General features: G+C 69.7%; 20 protein-coding genes. 6 read left to right on the top strand and 14 right to left on the bottom strand.

The features are described 5' to 3' along the window. Nucleotides 1-36 precede the first annotated feature (36 nt). The 3 genes from E1161_RS09540 to purM all read left to right on the top strand — a co-directional run bounded on the left by E1161_RS09540 (nt 37) and on the right by purM (nt 3,347). A complete protein-coding gene (locus E1161_RS09540; protein ID WP_132621740.1) occupies nt 37-426 on the top strand; it encodes a sterol carrier family protein in 390 nt (129 codons plus the stop codon). A 163-nt stretch (nt 427-589) separates the two neighbouring features. Then, nucleotides 590-2,152 (top strand): amidophosphoribosyltransferase, encoded by a 1,563-nt coding sequence (gene purF / locus E1161_RS09535; protein ID WP_132621971.1) that lies wholly within the window; start codon nt 590-592, stop codon nt 2,150-2,152. Nucleotides 2,153-2,234: 82 nt separating this feature from the next. After that, nucleotides 2,235-3,347, top strand: coding sequence for a phosphoribosylformylglycinamidine cyclo-ligase (gene purM, locus E1161_RS09530; protein ID WP_132621738.1), 1,113 nt, complete (start codon nt 2,235-2,237; stop codon nt 3,345-3,347). 651 nt (nt 3,348-3,998) lie between these two features. On the opposite strand, the gene E1161_RS09525 is transcribed toward purM, so the two are convergent. Beyond that, nucleotides 3,999-4,187, bottom strand: coding sequence for a DUF3073 domain-containing protein (locus tag E1161_RS09525; protein ID WP_093419982.1), 189 nt, complete (start codon nt 4,185-4,187; stop codon nt 3,999-4,001). A 246-nt stretch (nt 4,188-4,433) separates the two neighbouring features. Here E1161_RS09525 and E1161_RS09520 point away from each other — a divergent pair, with 246 nt between their 5' ends. Beyond that, complete coding sequence (locus E1161_RS09520) at nt 4,434-5,312, top strand: hypothetical protein (protein ID WP_132621737.1); 879 nt, start codon at nt 4,434-4,436, stop codon at nt 5,310-5,312. 137 nt (nt 5,313-5,449) lie between these two features. Here E1161_RS09520 and E1161_RS09515 read toward each other — a convergent pair whose 3' ends face one another. The 5 genes from E1161_RS09515 to E1161_RS09495 all read right to left on the bottom strand — a co-directional run bounded on the left by E1161_RS09515 (nt 5,450) and on the right by E1161_RS09495 (nt 9,652). Further along, the gene (locus E1161_RS09515; protein ID WP_132621735.1) at nt 5,450-6,256 is read right to left on the bottom strand and encodes a methyltransferase domain-containing protein; all 807 of its coding nucleotides are present in this window, start codon (nt 6,254-6,256) and stop codon (nt 5,450-5,452) included. 100 nt (nt 6,257-6,356) lie between these two features. Beyond that, the gene (locus tag E1161_RS09510) at nt 6,357-7,274 is read right to left on the bottom strand and encodes an asparaginase (protein ID WP_132621733.1); all 918 of its coding nucleotides are present in this window, start codon (nt 7,272-7,274) and stop codon (nt 6,357-6,359) included. Continuing rightward, on the bottom strand, nt 7,271-7,831 hold the full coding sequence (locus E1161_RS09505; RefSeq protein ID WP_132621731.1) for an RsiG family protein: 561 nt from the start codon (nt 7,829-7,831) through the stop codon (nt 7,271-7,273). The genes E1161_RS09510 and E1161_RS09505 overlap by 4 nt, the downstream gene beginning before the upstream one ends. Nucleotides 7,832-8,043: 212 nt before the next feature. Beyond that, nucleotides 8,044-9,186 (bottom strand): CAF17-like 4Fe-4S cluster assembly/insertion protein YgfZ, encoded by a 1,143-nt coding sequence (gene ygfZ, locus E1161_RS09500; protein WP_132621729.1) that lies wholly within the window; start codon nt 9,184-9,186, stop codon nt 8,044-8,046. 37 nt (nt 9,187-9,223) lie between these two features. Beyond that, the gene (locus tag E1161_RS09495; protein WP_268951377.1) at nt 9,224-9,652 is read right to left on the bottom strand and encodes a Fur family transcriptional regulator; all 429 of its coding nucleotides are present in this window, start codon (nt 9,650-9,652) and stop codon (nt 9,224-9,226) included. Between the two features lie 96 nt (nt 9,653-9,748). Here E1161_RS09495 and E1161_RS09490 point away from each other — a divergent pair, with 96 nt between their 5' ends. Continuing rightward, complete coding sequence (locus tag E1161_RS09490) at nt 9,749-10,597, top strand: aminodeoxychorismate lyase (protein WP_132621727.1); 849 nt, start codon at nt 9,749-9,751, stop codon at nt 10,595-10,597. A gap of 97 nt (nt 10,598-10,694) precedes the next feature. Here the strand turns inward: E1161_RS09490 and E1161_RS09485 are convergent, their stop codons facing one another. Further along, nucleotides 10,695-11,336, bottom strand: coding sequence for an FABP family protein (locus E1161_RS09485; protein ID WP_132621725.1), 642 nt, complete (start codon nt 11,334-11,336; stop codon nt 10,695-10,697). Between the two features lie 256 nt (nt 11,337-11,592). On the opposite strand from E1161_RS09485, the gene E1161_RS09480 reads away from it, so the two are divergent. Then, nucleotides 11,593-12,336, top strand: coding sequence for a class I SAM-dependent methyltransferase (locus E1161_RS09480; protein WP_132621723.1), 744 nt, complete (start codon nt 11,593-11,595; stop codon nt 12,334-12,336). 49 nt (nt 12,337-12,385) lie between these two features. Here E1161_RS09480 and E1161_RS09475 read toward each other — a convergent pair whose 3' ends face one another. From E1161_RS09475 to E1161_RS09450, 7 genes are all read right to left on the bottom strand, one after another. Continuing rightward, nucleotides 12,386-12,685 carry a DUF1416 domain-containing protein gene (locus tag E1161_RS09475; RefSeq protein WP_132621721.1) on the bottom strand — a complete coding sequence of 100 codons (300 nt, stop codon included), beginning with the start codon at nt 12,683-12,685 and terminating at the stop codon, nt 12,386-12,388. A gap of 34 nt (nt 12,686-12,719) precedes the next feature. Continuing rightward, nucleotides 12,720-13,559, bottom strand: a complete 840-nt coding sequence (locus E1161_RS09470; protein ID WP_132621719.1) for a sulfurtransferase — start codon at nt 13,557-13,559, stop codon at nt 12,720-12,722. Between the two features lie 36 nt (nt 13,560-13,595). Beyond that, nucleotides 13,596-14,033 (bottom strand): DUF4395 domain-containing protein, encoded by a 438-nt coding sequence (locus E1161_RS09465; protein WP_132621717.1) that lies wholly within the window; start codon nt 14,031-14,033, stop codon nt 13,596-13,598. A gap of 130 nt (nt 14,034-14,163) precedes the next feature. Next, nucleotides 14,164-14,223 (bottom strand): putative leader peptide, encoded by a 60-nt coding sequence (locus tag E1161_RS28655; protein WP_408011971.1) that lies wholly within the window; start codon nt 14,221-14,223, stop codon nt 14,164-14,166. 251 nt (nt 14,224-14,474) lie between these two features. Further along, on the bottom strand, nt 14,475-14,912 hold the full coding sequence (locus E1161_RS09460; RefSeq protein ID WP_132621715.1) for a TlpA family protein disulfide reductase: 438 nt from the start codon (nt 14,910-14,912) through the stop codon (nt 14,475-14,477). Next, the gene (locus tag E1161_RS09455) at nt 14,909-15,712 is read right to left on the bottom strand and encodes an LmeA family phospholipid-binding protein (protein ID WP_132621713.1); all 804 of its coding nucleotides are present in this window, start codon (nt 15,710-15,712) and stop codon (nt 14,909-14,911) included. The genes E1161_RS09460 and E1161_RS09455 overlap by 4 nt, the downstream gene beginning before the upstream one ends. Beyond that, entirely contained in the window at nt 15,709-16,479 is a 771-nt protein-coding gene (locus E1161_RS09450; protein WP_235874902.1) for an alpha/beta hydrolase, read from the bottom strand. Before E1161_RS09450 ends, E1161_RS09455 begins: the two co-directional genes overlap by 4 nt. Nucleotides 16,480-16,672 lie beyond the last annotated feature (193 nt).

Raw genomic sequence — 16,672 nt, 5'->3', positions numbered from 1 at the left:
GCTCGGACCAGGACCGCCCGCACTAAACTCCGCGCCATGCCGAAGCGCGGTGCGGTGGACCCCGGGGAGGTGCGCGAGGCGGTCACCGCCGTGCGCGAGTGGCTCGACGACGCCGAACGTCGTCCGGCCAGGCCGGAGCTGGCCAAGGCCGTGCGGCTGAGCCTGCGAACCCTGGAGCAGGTCGCGCCCGGCAACAGCGTCGAGGTGCGGGTCCCACCGTTCGCGGCCGTGCAGTGCGTCGAAGGCCCCCGGCACACCCGCGGCACCCCGCCGAACGTCGTCGAGACCGATCCGCGAACCTGGCTGCTGCTCGCAACCGGGCGCCTGAACTGGGCGGAAGCCGTCGAAGGCGGCACGCTGAGCGCTTCGGGTCCGCGCTCCGACGTCTCCCAGTGGCTCCCCATCGTGCGCGTGGAGCAGGGCTGAGGGCTTCGGGCCTGCTACGTGTTGTGATGAGATGGCCGACACGCTTCGTGCGGGGTTCGCCCAGGTTTCCGGCGCCTTACACTGAGGTGTAACTCCGACTCCGTCATCCAGGGAGTTCTCGGTGGTCACCGACCGTCCGGCTAGTGCCAGCACGACAACGGACCTGCCCTTTCCGACCTTCGACACCTCCGCCGACGCGTTGGAGCGGGACATCCCCCGCGAAGAGTGCGGTGTGTTCGGCGTCTGGGCCCCTGGCGAAGAAGTCGCCAAGCTCTCGTTCTACGGGCTCTACGCCCTCCAGCACCGAGGCCAGGAAGCCGCCGGCATCGCCGTCGGTGACGGTTCTCAGGTGGTCGTTTACAAGGATCTGGGCTTGGTCAGCCAGGTGTTCACCGAGCAGACGCTCGCTTCGCTGCACGGTCACGTCGCGGTCGGGCACTGCCGGTACTCCACCACCGGTGGAGGCTCTTGGGAGAACGCGCAGCCGACCTTCCGCACCACCGGTGCTGGCAGCGGCCTCGCGCTCGGCCACAACGGCAACCTCGTCAACACCGCCGAACTGCTCGAACGCGCGCGCGACTTCGGCAAGGTCGACGGCGGCAACCTGTCGTCGCCCGCCAACGGCTGCGAACGCGCCACCAGCGACTCCGACCTGGTCACCGGCATGCTCGCGGCCAATGCCGCGGACATCGGCCTCGAGCAGGCCGCGATGGAGCTGTTCCCGACCGTTTCGGGCGCCTTCTCGATGGTCTTCTGCGACGAGGACACCCTCTACGCGGTCCGCGACCCGCAGGGCGTGCGCCCGCTGGTGCTCGGTCGCCTCGAACGCGGCTGGGTCGTGGCCAGCGAGACCGCCGCGCTGGACATCGTCGGCGCGTCGTTCGTCCGCGAGGTCGAGCCCGGTGAGCTGCTGGCCATCGACGCCGACGGGCTGCGTTCGCAGTCCTTCGCCAGTCCCAAGCCCAAGGGTTGCGTGTTCGAGTACGTCTACCTGGCGCGCCCGGACACCACGATCTCCGGCCGCACGGTGCACGGCACCCGTGTGGAGATCGGCCGCAAGCTGGCCAAGGAACACCCGGTCGACGCCGACCTGGTCATCCCCGTTCCGGAGTCGGGCACCCCGGCCGCGGTCGGGTACGCGCAGGCGTCCGGCATCCCCTACGGCAACGGCCTGGTGAAGAACTCCTACGTGGGCCGGACGTTCATCCAGCCCTCGCAGACGATCCGCCAGCTGGGCATCCGGCTCAAGCTCAACCCGCTCCGCGAGGTCATCCGCGGCAAGCGGCTGGTCGTGGTCGACGACTCCATCGTGCGCGGCAACACCCAGCGCGCGCTGGTGCGGATGCTGCGCGAGGCCGGAGCCGTCGAGGTGCACGTGCGGATCGCCTCACCGCCGGTGAAGTGGCCGTGCTTCTACGGCATCGACTTCGCCTCCCGCGCCGAACTGGTCGCCAACGGTCTCGACGACGACGGCGTGCGGCGCTCGATCGGCGCCGACAGCCTCGGGTACGTCTCTCTGGACGGCCTGATCGCCGCCACCGAGCAGCCCCGCAACCGGCTGTGCGCGGCGTGCTTCGACGGCGAGTACCCGATCCCGCTGCCGGACGACGCGCGGATCGGCAAGTACCTGCTGGAGGGACTCGGTGGTGAGCGCGGCGTGACCGGTCCCGCCGAGCCCTTGCTGCCCAGCGGTTACGGGGCGGAAGACGCGCTGCAACGTCCTTGACCTCACCGTCGCCGCGTAGCGTGGGCCGTGCCAGGATTGCGCGTCCGGCGAATCGCAAATCGCACTAGATGTGGAGCCAGTCGTGTCCGAAGACCTGATCGCAGGGTCTGCCCAACCCGAAACCACGAAGGCCACCTACGCCGCGGCGGGAGTGAGCATCGAGGCCGGTGATGAGGCGGTGGAGAAGATCCGCCCCTGGGCGGAGCGCGCGACCCGGCCGGAGGTGCTCGGTTCCCTCGGTGGGTTCGCGGGCCTGTTCCAGCTCAAGCTCGACCGCTGGAAGGAGCCGGTCCTCGCGTCCTCCACCGATGGCGTGGGCACGAAGCTGGCCGTGGCGCAGGCCGTGGACAAGCACGACACGGTCGGCATCGATCTCGTCGCCATGGTCGTCGACGACCTGGTGGTCGCCGGTGCCGAGCCGCTGTTCCTGCAGGACTACATCGCCGTCGGCCAGGTCGTCCCAAACCGGGTCGCGGACCTGGTCAAGGGCATTTCCGAGGGCTGCGTGCAGGCCGGTTGCGCACTGCTGGGCGGCGAAACCGCCGAGCACCCGGGGATGATGGCGCCCGGCGAGTACGACATCTCCGCCACCGGTGTGGGCGTCGTGGAGGCCGACGGGATGCTGGGACCGGACAAGGTCCGCCCCGGCGACGTGGTCATCGCGCTGGGCTCGTCCGGTCTGCACTCCAACGGCTACTCGCTGGCCCGGCACGTGCTGCTGGACCTGGCGCGGATGCCGCTGGAAGGCCACGTGGAGGAGTTCGGCCGCACCCTCGGCGAGGAGATGCTCGAACCGACCCGGATCTACACCAAGGACTGCCTGGCGCTGGCAGCCGAGGCGGAGGTCCGAACGTTCGCGCACGTCACCGGCGGTGGTCTAGCGCAGAACCTGGCGCGTGTCATCCCGTCGGGCCTGACCGCGACGCTGGACCGCGGCACTTGGACGCCTGCGCCGGTGTTCCGGATGATCGCCCAGCGCGGCCGGGTCGAGGCCGAGGAGATGGAGCGCACCTTCAACATGGGCATCGGCATGGTCGCCGTGGTCACGGCGGAGGACGTCGACCGCGCCCTGGCCGTGCTCACCGCCCGCCACGTGCCCGCATGGGTCCTCGGCGAGGTCGCCAAGCAACCCACGGTCGAGGGCACCACCGAAGACGACCGAGTCGTCCTCCGGGGCAACCACCCCCGCTTCTGACGAGCGCACGAGAAGCCGCAGCGCCCGCGCAGGGCGCTGCGGCTTCTCGCTTCTCCGCACGTCCGTCAGGCAAGCGACGCAGGCGCTTCCTCATCGCCCTGACCTGAGCAGCTGGCACCGGCGGTTTCTAAGGCGGCTTCGTGACGAGCGCACCGCGACGCGCGTCTTCGCATGCTCGAGGAGTCGCTCAGGGCCGCCGCCCGCACCGCTGAGCAGGGGGACCACCCGGGACTGGGGGAAGAGGAGCCGGGTCGTGCGGGCCGCCTCTCGGCGGGTGGCACTGATGGGCTCCAGCCGAACGGTATTCCCAGCAGGCGATAGTTGGAGCCCGGGGGCACGCGCACGACGCCGGCACCCCGTACAACGAACAGACCCCGCCGAGGATTCCCGGCATGGTGACGATCACCCGTTGGAGGGTCCTCAAGCGCGCAGCACCAGGGGCGGTGCGGGAGTTGATCCCCGCACCGCCCCTGACGCGCTCTCGGTGTTCAGCCCCGTTCCCGGGTGTTTCTCAGACGTGAGTGGCGCCGCCGGTCGTGACCGGCGGCGCCATCCACGTCGTTGTTCCTCTAGTGGGTCCTGCGAGCTAAGCGACGCACTCCGCCATCGAGCGAACAGCGTTGGAACCGCTGTTCTCACCGGAGGAGTGCGTCAACGTCGACCGTAGTCGTAGTCGTCGTACCCGTCGTCGTGCGAGTCATCGCGGTCTTCGCTGGACCACTCGCCGGACTCCGAGGTCGACAGCTCTCGCTGCAACGCCTCTATGTCCATGGACGGGGAACTGTACTTAAGCTCGCGGGCCACCTTCGTCTGCTTGGCCTTAGCCCGGCCGCGCCCCATGGCTCGACCCCCTCGCACAGGGTGTGCGGGGCGGACAGGGGAAAGCCGGCCCCGCATGATCTCGACAACTTTTCCTGTAACTACCGTACCGTGTCGAGGCGGTTCAACGCGACGTGGTGCCAGGAGTTGGCCGCCGTGTCTTGGGTGACCTCGCCCTCGCCCGATTCGATCAACCGCTCGGCGCGGCTCGCGGAGGGCCGTGAGTCGCGCGAACCGGCTCGTCGGAGGCATGACACCATGCTCGCTGTGCCAGAGCCGTTCGTCGCCTACCTGAGGGTTTACGAGCCCCTGTCGTCGTTCGAACCACCGCTGCGCGAGGAAGTCGACGCCGCGGTGGAGCGCGGGTCCGTGGACCCGTTCGACGCGGGGCTGTGGGAGCAGCACCTGTGGCTGCGCAGTCAACTCGCCGCGCCCCCGCGGTTGCTGCCGGGCGAGAACGCCGACGGCGAAGTACAAGGCGTGGGCGGTGTCCTCGTGCTGGCCCCCGAGGACGTGCCCACGGCCCCTGCCGCCACGGTCGGCCCGGGACCGCTGGTGTGCCCGCTGGACGTGCACGGGCGCGCTGCGGCGGCTCTGGTGGGGTTCCTGGGCGACGCGGACGTCCCGTTGCGCACGGCGGCTCTGCCGGAGTCGGTGGACAAGGCCCGCACTCGCGCCGGCGCGGTGGTCAGCGAGCTCTCCGGCGGCGCCGTGCACGTGCTGTCGTCGACCTGGACCGTTCCGCTGCCCTGGTTCGTCGTGGTGGATCCGACCGAGCGCTGCGTGTTCACCGAACCTGATCGCCGCCGCGTCTGCTGGCGGGTCGCGATGGCCGATGCTCGCCGACGGGTGGCTCGTGCGCACTCGGTGTCCAAGCAGTCGATCGGTGACGACGGTCCAACCCAGATCCTCAAGGAGACCGGACGCTGGCTGGAGCGCTTCCACCCGCACAGCGCCGTCGAGCTCGACTACGGCGGCCTCGTCCAGCTGATGACCCAGTCGGATCTCGACGCCGACACCTCGGCCGAGGACGTCCACGCCATCGTCGACGCCATGGAGGCCGACGACGCCGAAGAGGTCGCCACCCGCTACGAGCAGCTCCGAGACTTCTGGTCGGAGTTCGCCGCCCGCGAACACCACAACTAAGTCCCCGCTCGACCACTGCTCTGAGGCCACCCCGCGGGTGGTCTTCCCGATTCCAGTGGAAATCAGGGTCCCGACTTCAGTGGAAATCAGAGCCCTGATCTCCACTGGAATCGGATGTCCGCTGCAGGGGCGGTGGGTCAGGTGCGGCAGCGGACTTCGCCGTTGAGGACGGCGAACCAGCCGGTGTCGGCGTCGCGCCAGGCGTGCCAGGCCTGGGCGAGGGACTCCAGTTCGTCCTGCGTGGTCAGGCCGTGGGCGATGGCCTGGTGGGCGAAGGAGGACTGGCGGATCCGGTCCGCCCAGAGGTCGCCCCACCAGGCGCGTTCCTCGGGCGTGGCGAAGCACCAGGCCGAGGCGGTGCACTCGACGTCGGTGAAACCCGCCTCCAGGGCCCAGGTCTTGAGGAGCTTGCCGCCGTCGGGGTAGGCGTGGTTGCTGCGGGCGACCGCGCGGTAGAGCTCCAGCCATCGGTCCAGCCCCGGGTGATCGGGTGACCAGCGCATGCCGCCGTAGTCGGCGTCGCGGGCGGCGACGACCCCGCCGGGCTTGCACACGCGGCGCATCTCGCGGAGCGCGGCGACCGGGTCGGTGAGGTGCTGCAGGACCTGGTGGGCGTGCACGACGTCGAAGGAGTCATCGGCGTGGGGCAGGCGGTAGACGTCGGCGACCTCGAACCGTGCGTTGTCCACTCCGCGCTCGGCTGCGGCGGTGCGCGAGATCGCCAGCGGCTCTTCGACGTTGTCGATGCCCAGCACCTGGCCCGGCGCGACCCGTTCGGCGAAGTCGAGGGTGATCGTCCCCGGACCGCAGCCGACGTCGAGCACCTGGACACCGGGGCGCAGGTCTCCGAGCAGGTGCGGGGCCGAGTTCTCAGCCGTCCGCCACTGGGGCGACCGCAGCACGCTCTCGTGGTGCCCGTGCGTGTAGGTGTCCTGCGCGCCCATGCTCACCTTCCCGGGATGTGGGAAATCTGTTCCGAGATATGAGCGTATCGCGGGCCAGGTGCTGATGAGAAGCGTTCGACCTGGACCGGGAGCCGGGAGGTCAGTCCAGGGCGTTGGGGATGAGGCGGATCGACCCGACGCGGTGGCCTCCGCCGAAGACCGGTTCCTCGGCGAGCTCGTCCAAGCCCGTGACGCCGAGAGCGGAGAGGATGCCGACAGCGATCGGCAGCCGGGCGCGGTCACCGCCGTCGGCGATCTTGATCGCCGCGGCGCGGCCGTCCGGCAGGGCGAAGGCGAAGACGCCTTCCGCCCCGATCTTGCTGATCAGCCCAGGGACCGCACCCATCAACCGGACGTCCTCGCGGCCGGTTCCCGAGACCAGCCACGGGTGCTCGTGCATCGCTTCCCCGACCGGGGAGTTGACCAGCCGCTGGAACACACGGGCGAGCCCGGTCAGCGAGATCGCGAACAGCGGGGCACCGCAGCCGTCGACCGCGGTGTTGGCCAGCGGCTCGCCGGCCAGTTCCACGACGGTGTCGGCGATCGCGACCTGCAGCCTGTGCTTCGGATCCAGGTAGTCGGCGGTGGACCAGCCGTTGATCACGCAGGTGGCGAGCATCGCGGCGTGCTTGCCGGAGCAGTTCATGGTGATCCGCCGCTCCTCGGAGACGCCCCGGCGCGCGGCCTGGCCCAGCGGCAGGTCCGGCGGGCAGCGCAGGTCGTCCTCGGTCAGCGAGAACCGCTCCAGCATCTCCGAGACGCGAGCGATGTGGTCATGCTCGCCGCTGTGCGAAGCGGCGGCGAGCGCCAGGTCGGCGGAGGGGAGTTCGAGCCCGCAGCGCAGCATCCCGACCGCCTGCGCGGGTTTGAGCGACGACCGCGGGTACATCGGAGCGGTCGCGTCACCCCGCGTGATCAGGGGCGCGCCGTCCGGGCCGATCACCACCACCGAAGCGTGGTGCACACCTTCCCGAAGTCCACTTCGGACGATCTCGATGAGTGGAACAGGGGGGATCAACGCCGGTCTCGCTCCTCTGCCAGAAGGTCATCCACCGACGCGGCGCCCTCCCGGTAGCGGCGTGCGATCTCTGCGTTGAGTCGATCCACGACCTGCTGGACCTCGCGGCGGCGCCGGGAGACCGAGTTCTCCTCGGCGGTGTAGGCGCTCAGCGCCCGGTCCAGTTTCTCATCGGACAGCGACATGACGTCGGAGAGGTCCACGTCCGAGACCAGCGCTTCCACGTGCCTGCGGTGCGCCTCGGCCCGCGAGGGCTCGGTGGTCTGGTAGCGGCCCGAACCGGTGGCCGGGCCGACCGCGTTGTCGGACAGGATGTTCACCAGCTGCTCGACCACGGACCGCGAACCGTCCTCGCGCCGGCGGCGCTGCTCAGCGCGCACGATGTCGATGCGCGCGTGCAGCACCCGTCGCAGGTAGGACAGGTCCGTCTCCTCCTGGGCGGCCTCGTCCCGCAACGCGCGCACATCACCCAGCACGTGTTGTTCGATGCCACTGGTGTAGTCCGGGGACAGGACCCTGTCGATACGACGGCGTCCACCCGGGCGGACTTCGATCACGTGGCCATCCTCCGGCAATTCGGTCGAGCTCGCCAACAGTTCGGGTGATGTCGTTACGGCAACAGTGTGACGCCGGGCCTTCGATCAGCGCTCCTCGGTGTTCGAAACGACCCCTGATCGGGCGACCGGCATGCCTCAAGGCATACCCGCCTTGTCAAACACCGACGTCACTTGGCGCGCAGAACTTGAGGACCGTTACCGAAGCTAACCGGTCACCGGCCGCGAAGCCGGTCGACGGCCACCCGGCCGGGCGGCTCACCGCTGTCCGGCGGCACCGAGTCCGGGTCGACCGCCGCGGCCACCGCGCGGTCCTCCTCCGGATCACCGGCCATCAGCTCTCCGTCCACCGGAGCCGTGCGCTTGAGCAGTGCCAACGCCACCGGTCCGAGCTCGTGGTGCTGCACGACGCTGCCCACCCGGCCGACCTTGCGGTCGCCGTGGAACACCGGGTCGCCGATCTCCGGCGAGACCTCCACCGAACCGTCCAGGTGCAGCAGCACCATCCTGCGCGGGGGCTTGCCGACGTTGTGGACCTTCGCGACCGTCTCCTGCCCGCGGTAGCAGCCCTTGGCCACGTGCGCGGCGAGGTGGATCCAGCCCAGCTCGTGCGGGATCGAGCGGTCGTCGGTGTCCATCCCGACCCGAGGCCGCAGCGCCTCCACGCGCAGCGCCTCGAAGGCCATCGTCCCCGACGGGCGGATGCCGGCGTCGGTGAGCTTGAGCCACCAGTCCACCAGCGACTCGCGCGGAACCAGCAGGTCGTAGGTCTGCAACGCGCGGAACGGCACGTTGCGCACGAACCCGCCGCCCGGCAGTCCGCGCACCTCGTAAGCATCGGAGGGGACCTCGGTGAACCCGGCGAGGATGCCGCCGGCGTCGGGGCCCATCGCCGTCAGCACCGCGAACTCCGAGGTGGCGTCGCGCGGCTCGACCTTCGACCAGAACCGCATCGCGTCCAGGTAGTCCGGCAGCGACTGCCTGCCGTTGACACCGATCGACGGCAGCGCGCTGGTGACCTCCGAGGCCGCGTCGGTGTCGAGGTACACGACGCCCTCGTGGTGGGCGACCAGCATGTGGCTGTCCACCCGGCCGTGGGTGTCGAGCACGAGCGCCTCGGTGCCCTGCCCGTCGGGCAGTTCCGTGAGGTGCTGCGAGAGCACCAGGTGCAACCAGCTCAGCCGTTCTTCACCGGGAACCGCGATGACCTCGCGGTGCGAGCGGTCGACCAGGACGGCCGCACGCGCTGCCGAGCGCTGCTCGGCGAACGGGTCGCCGAAGTGCCAGGGAACGCCCCGGTCCACCGAGTCTTCCGGCGCGGGTACCGCACCCGGCAGATCCAGCGTGGGTGAACTCATTTAACGCTCCTTGAGTCGTGCTCGTGCGACACCGGGTTCAGCCGATGTCGGCGGCCTGGCATTCCCGGCAGGTGCCGGACAGCGCCAGGTGCGTCGCGTCGAGGGCGAAGCCGTGCTCGGCGCGCAGCTTGTCGGCCAGCTCGTCCATCGTCTCGATGGGCACCTCGTCGATCCGGCCGCATCGGTGGCAGGCGAGGTGGACGTGCTCGTGCTCTTCGGCGGAGTAGGTCGGCGCACCGTGGCCGAGGTGGGTGTGCCGCACCAGCCCGAGCTGTTCGAGCAGGTCGAGCGCCCGGTAGATGGTGGTGATGTTGATCGTCGGGGCGATCTCCTGCACCTTCTTGCACGCCTGCTCCGGCGTGGCGTGGCCCAGCTCGCGCACGGCGTCGAGCACCAGCTGGCGCTGCGGCGTCATGCGCATGCCCCGTTGGTGCAGAGTGCTGCGCAGCGATCCCTGGTCGCTCAATGCCCGCTCCCGTGCTCGACGCGCTCGGATGGGGAAACCCACCTCGATCGTAACCTCCGGTCCGACTCCGGGACCTGGACGCTCTACCCTTCCGGCATGCGCGTACTGGCACTTCTGGACGGGACCCTCGCCGACCCCGAAGCTCCGCTGTTCCGGGCCGATGACCTCGGTGTGATGCGAGGTGACGGCTGCTTCGAGACGATCCTGGTCGTCGACCGGAAGCCGCGTGAGCTCGGGCCGCACCTCGACCGCATGGAGCGGTCCGCGCGGCTGCTGCAGATGCGGCTTCCCGAGCGGGCGGCCTGGGAGCGCGCCGGGCAGGCGGTCATCGACGCCTGGCCGTGGGATTCCGAGCCTGAGATGGCCCTGAAGCTCGTCTGCACCCGAGGCATAGACGGTGGGGACGGCACGCCGCACGGGTTCGCGATGGGCATGGACGTCGGCTCCGACACCAAGCGCAAGCGCGACAGCGGAGTCGAGGTCGTGACCCTGGACCGCGGCTACGCGCCTGACCTGATGGACCGGGCCCCGTGGCTGCTGCTGTCGGCCAAGACGCTGTCCTACGCGGTGAACATGGCCGCGCTCCGCGAGGCCGAGTCGCGGGGCGCCGACGACGTCATCTTCACCGCCAGCGAGGGCACCGTGCTGGAGGGCCCGACCTCGACGGTCGTGCTGGCCCAGGGCCGCAAGCTGCTGACCACACCACCCGCCTCGGGGGTCCTGGCGGGGACCACCCAGGGCGCGCTGTTCCGCGCGGCCGAGCAGGCGGGCTGGGAGACCGAGGTGGTGGACTTCCCCACCTCAGCGCTCTTCGAATCCGACGGCGTCTGGCTCGCCTCCAGCATCCGCCGCTTGACCCAGGTCCGCGCCATCAACGGCACGTCCGTGAAGGCCGACGACGCGCTGCACACCGAGGTCGTCGGCCTCTACGAGTCGAACTACTGAGGCGTCGGGCAAGCGCAGCAGGCGCTCTCGCCTCCACCGCCTGAGCAGCTGGCACCGCGGGTCAGGTTCCCCTGCTGCACCGCTGTGCAGGTCGACATCATCCTGCGATTCGGTCGAGCTTCGCCGAGAGGCGCGGCTGCAGCTCGTGCTCCGAGGTGGCTCGTTCCTCCACGTACGCGAGGGCTCCGTCGACGACGCCGTAGAGGCGGCTGGCGGCGGTGACGTCCTCGCCCGTCGGGGTGCGCAACACCGCGTCGGTGCCGAACTCCCAGGTCGTGGTGTTGCGCGGCTGCCCGATGAACAGCTCCGAGACGCCCGTCGAGTGCATCAGCATGAGCTCGATGGTGTCGTCGGGCTGCGGGCGCAGGAAGCCGGTCTCGCGGAACGCGGGTGCCACGACGTTGCCGCCCTCGCCGTCCAGCCGCCACGCGCGGCTGGAGTACATGAGGAACGGGCGGCCGTCGTGCGAGATCGTCACCTGCTGGATGAACCGGAAGGTCTCCTCCAGCGACGGGTGCGAAGCCTCGCCCTCGCCGCGCCACACGCCGACCAGCGGCAGCAGCGACAGGCAGGCGTCGTCGAGCGAGGGGCCCAGCCGCAGGTTCGCGGTGTCGCCCTCGCCGGGGAGGTCGTCGAACTCCGGGACGTTGAGTTCCCGGGTGGTCTTGGCTCGTTCCGCTGCCGCGGCAACTGCGGCATCGCCGCTGCCCGGCTGCGGTTCGTTCGGCGTTGCAGTCATCGCATCGAGGCTACAACGAGGCCGTCATCAGTCGTTGAACAGGCGGTACACCACGTAGAAGGCGAACCAGATGGTCGCGACCGCAGCGAGTCCGACGAGCGTGACGAGGCCGTAGTGCAGAAAGTCGAGGAGTTCCACGGGTGAAGGATAACCACGGCGACGTCCCGGCGGAGTGTGGCGTGCGGCATGATCGGCGTGGTGAGCGGCGAGAACATCCGCTGAACACCAGGAACGTCAGAGCCGGGACGAGGATCACATGGACTTCGAGACGCTGCGCGAGCGCGCGCTGGCCTACCGCGAGGAGCTGCTGGCCCGCAAGGACAAGATCGCGCCGGCCGACTTCAGTTGGTACCCGTACGACACCATGGCCAACATCTTCCACCTGGACGCCCTGCTCAGCGGGCCGCAGCGGCAGGTGTTCGACAGCATCGCGGGCACCCGCATCGCCGACATCGGGGCCGCCGACGGCGACTTCGGGTTCTTCCTGGAGGACGAGCTGGGCTGCGAGGTCGACCTGGTCGACAACGCGCCCACCAACTTCAACGGCTTGCGCGGCGCCCGGCGCCTGGTCGAGGAGCTGCCCTCGCTCGCGCAGGTGCACGAGATCGACCTGGACGCCCAGTTCCGGCTGCCCGCCGAGCACTACGGCGCGGTGTTCTTCCTCGGCCTGCTCTACCACCTGAAGAACCCGTTCCTGGTGCTGGAGCGCCTGGCCGAGCGCGCGGAGCTGTGCTTCATCTCGACCCGCATCGCCCAGGTCACCCCGGACGGCACGCGCATCGCGGACCAGCCCGTCGCCTACCTGCTTGACCCGGCCGAGGCCAACGACGACGCGACCAACTTCTGGATCTTCAGCGAGACCGGTCTACGCCGGATCTTCGACCGGACCGGCTGGGACGTCGTCGACTTCACCACGGTCGGCTGCCAGGAGAACTCCGACCCCCGGGCCCCGGACCGCGACGAGCGGGCCTTCGCGCTGCTGCGCTCCCGCAAGGCCTGACACGGCGAAGGGCCGGCACCTCGCGAGGTGCCGGCCCTTACTGCGCAGGTCAGGCGACCGCGATGTCCACGGCGTGGACGCCGGTGCCCGTCGGGGAGACCTTGGACTCGCCCTTGCCGCTGCGGTGCAGCGCGCGGACGGTCCAGTCACCCGGAGCCGCGTAGAACCGGAAGTCGCCCTCCTCGGAGGTGACGACCTCGGCGGTGAACTCGCCGGAGGAGTCCAGCAGGCGGACGAAAGCCCCGCCGACGGGCGACTCCCCGGCCCGCACCTTGCCGGCCACGACGACCTGGTCAGTGGCCTCGTCGACCGCGGTTGCCGACTGCTGCGGCGCTCCGCATCCACTCATGACACAAACTCCTTGCTCGGTGTTACCGGGGTGATCAGGCGCCGGACGGGTTCTCGATCGGCACGCCGATCAGCGAGCCGTACTCGGTCCAGGAACCGTCGTAGTTCTTCACGTTCTGGTGGCCGAGCAGCTCGCGCAGCACGAACCAGGTGTGCGAGGAGCGCTCGCCGATGCGGCAGTAGGCGATGGTGTCCTTGCTGGTGTCCAGCCCGGCCTCGCCGTAGATCTCCTTGAGCTCCTCGTCGGAGCGGAAGGTGCCGTCCTCGTTCGCGGCCTTGCTCCACGGCACGTTGATCGCGCTGGGGATGTGGCCACCGCGCTGCGCGGCCTCCTGCGGCAGGTGCGCCGGGGCCAGCAGCTTGCCGGAGAACTCGTCGGGCGAGCGCACGTCGACCAGGTTCTTGGTGCCGATGGCGTCGACGACCTCGTCCCGGAAGGCGCGGATCGAGGTGTCCGGCTCCTGGGCCTTGTAGGTGGTCGCGGCCTTGGTCGGCTCGTCCTTGGTCAGCTCGCGGCCGTCGAGCTCCCACTTCTTGCGGCCACCGTCGATCAGCTTGACGTCGCTGTGGCCGTAGAGCTTGAAGTACCAGTAGGCGTAGGCGGCGAACCAGTTGTTGTTGCCGCCGTAGAGCACCACGGTGTCGTCGTTGCCGATGCCCTTGGCGGACAGCAGCTCCTCGAAGCCCTCGCGGTCGACGAAGTCACGACGGACCGGGTCCTGCAGGTCGTTCTTCCAGTCCAGCTTGATGGCCCCGGGGATGTGGCCGCCGTCGTAGGCTGTGGTGTCCTCGTCCACCTCGGCGAACACCACCCCGGCGGTGTTCAGGTTCTCTTCGGCCCACTCGGTGGAGACCAGGACCTCTGCGCGGCTCATCGAGCGACTCCTTCGTTGATCTTCGAACTTGGTCAGTCAGTTGGGTACCCCGGCCGGCGCGAACCGGCGGAGCACCAGGTACATCTGGCAGCCGAGGCAGTAGCCGAACACCGCGTTGAGCAGTGCCGCCACGAGGGCTAAGGCGTTTGCCGCGATGCCGAGAGTGGTCAGGCCCGCCGCGTAGCCGATGGTGGCCACGAGGGTGAAGACGAAGCCCACTCCTTGCGAGAAGCGAACGGGTGCGGGGTCCTCGCGCTCTTCCGGTGCGACCGGTGCGAGCTTGGGCTGCACGGTGGTCCGGTACAGCGCGCCCCACGGGTTGAGCTGCATCCCGATGAACGTGCACAGACCGAACAGGACCATCTGGGCCGCCATGACGCGCCAGCTCGTGGTGATCAGGCCCAACGCGAGGATCGCGCTGGTCATCGCTGCGGTGAACCTGACCCCGCGTGGGTCGAGCGTCGTGACAGACATCCTTCGAGGGCCTCCTGACGATGTGGACTGGGTCTGCCGAGTCCGTCAGGCGGTGGGCGCGCGCCGGCGAGGGTCATGAGGACATGACGAGGCCGTGCTCGGAACGCGTACTACCGCCCGGTCAGTGCCATCAACACAGGCTGCTACCCACGCGGCAGAGATCAACCGCGCGCCTTCGGGTCAGCAGCACATGCACGACCCGGAGATTACCCGGATCGACCGATCGCCGGGAAGAACGTTCATACAGTGGGACGGATTCCACGGTGCTGCTCGCTCCCCTGCGGTCGGCTAGCGGAACGACACGCCGCCTGAACTCCGGGCGCCGCTAGTCGTGCGCGCCGGTGCACGTCGTCGCTGGGTCCTCGCCAGACGACGTGTCGGAACCCGCGGCGGTGCGAGCCGCTCAGGTGTGAACGAGGTGACGGCTGCGCGATCAGCAGGTCACAGGTGCGGCTGGATCACCTCGGAGAGGGCCTGGGGGCGGGGGACACCGCCGACGCGGAAGAGCTCGCGGCCCGCGCGGTCCAGGACCAGGGTGGTCGGGGTGCTGTGGACGCGCAGCGGCGTGGACCACTCGGGGTGGTTGGTGAGGTCGACCTCGACGTGGCGGACGTCGGAGTTCTTGCCCGCGAAGTCGGCCAGCAGGATGCGGGCGTGCCGGCACGGCTGGCAGAAGGTGGTCGACAGCTGGAGCAGGGTCACCTTCGCGTCCGGTTCCGGGGCGTCCGCGAGCCGCTGCTTGAGCCCGTCCGGGAAGTTGTCGGTCACGATCTCCTCGCCGCCGCTGTTGCGCACCTTGCCCTGCCGGGCCTGCCAGGCCAGTCCCAGCACGAGAACCACCGGCACGACGATCAGCAGTGCGATCACACCCGGGCTCATCCCGTGGTCACCCCGGTGCCGTTGATCGTGACGTTCTCCGCGGTGCCCTCGATGACCAGCGCGCCGCGCTCGGCGCGCACCGCCGTGGGCTGCACCTCGAACGGCAGCATCCCCGGGTCGAGGGTGGTGTTGAACTGCTTGAGCACCGACTGCTCGAAGATCGGCGGCAGGTCGATCGGTCCCAGCGCGCTGTTGTTCAGCTCCAGCTCGCGCGGCTCGATCTCCATCTTGCCGTTGACCAGCGACAGCACCGCGATCACGCGCACCTTGTTGTCGGAGCCGGCGATGTTGACGGTGCCGTCGAGCTGGACCGGCGCGCGCTGGTCGTCGCCGCCCTCGGCCAGCCGCTTGTCGGATTCGCTGATGTTGCCGTCGTCGTCGGCGAGCGCGTCCGGGGCCGCGGGTTCGATGGTCAGGTCCTGGACGCCGATCAGGCGCGCGACGTCGGAGGCCTTCAGCTTCACCCGGCCCACCAGCTGGTCGACCGTGAACTGCTCGGCGGTGCCCGCGATGACCTCGGAGGTCGCGACCTTCACGCCGTGCAGGTCGGCCTCGATGCCCACCTCGTTGAACGGCTCGACCGGCACCGCGTTGGCCACCAGCTGCACGTCGCGGAAGTTGCCCGCGGCGACCTGGGTCAGGAACGGGAAGCCGTTGATCGAGACTTCGGGCTGCTCCGGCAACTTGAGCTGCTGAGCGACCCTCTTCGACACCTGGTACTCGGCGAACGCGGCCGAGCCGAAGTCGGCGGCGACCAGGAGGCCGATGACGAGGACGAGGGTGATCGCGAGCTTCTTCACTCCGCGCGTTCCGTTCTGTCGGGGCGCCGGGAGCCCAACCGGGCTCGATCGGGTGGTCCCACTGTATCGACCGCCCACGCCGCGATCCGGTCCACCAGTTCCGGATTGGTCGAGCTCTCCGCGTGCCGCATGCCCTCGACCAGCCAGAACTCCGCTCCGCCCGCCTCGCTGAGGGCGCGCGCGTCGGCTGGGGGGAAGTAGTGATCCTCGGCACCGTGCACGATCAGCTGCGGCACCTCGATGCGGGTGGCGAGTTCGATCGGGGACACCGGGACCCGGGGCCACGGACCGGCCAGCCGCACGCCGAGCAGGCGGGCGCTCAACCGCCCGTGGGGCTGTTCGAGCAGCCAGTGGACCCTGCGCATCGCGGGGGTGTCGCGCACGAACCAGCGCGCGGGGCTGCTCACCGAGATCACCGCGTCCGGCGGCGTCCCCAGGGCCGCCTGCCGGAGCACGACGGAGCCGCCCAGGGAGAACCCGACCGTGACGACGCGCTCGCATCCGGCCGCGCGCAGGTGCGCGACGGCCACGTCGATGTCCATGGCCTCGTTCGGGCCGACGGTGGTCCGGCCGCCGGAGCGGCCGTGGCCGCGGAAATCCGTCGCCAGCACCGGCCCGTGCGTGGCGAACCGTTGCAGGACGCTGCGCACGCTGGGTTTGCGGATGTGGTTGGTGAAGCCGTGACCGACGACGAAACCCAGGGGCGCGGGAAGCCCCGGCCCGGGGTGCAGAACGCCGCGCAGCCGGGTTCCGTCTTCAGCGCGCAACGTGATGGGGTGATCTCGAAACACCCGTGAAACATGCGGTGCGCTGCTGTTCACAAATGTGATGCCCTCGGTTGGACCTGGGTTTTTCCGCCGCATGTCGGTTATTCTCCTTGCCATCCACAGGCAACGACGCCAAGTCATCCGATGACTGCGGGTGATGGCCACTTCACGGCCGTCGGTCGTTCTCGCCTGG

The sequence above is a fragment of the Saccharopolyspora aridisoli genome, from assembly GCF_004348445.1.
Classification (GTDB): Bacteria; Actinomycetota; Actinomycetes; order Mycobacteriales; family Pseudonocardiaceae; genus Saccharopolyspora; species Saccharopolyspora aridisoli.
This window is presented reverse-complemented; position numbering and strand designations above follow the sequence as displayed.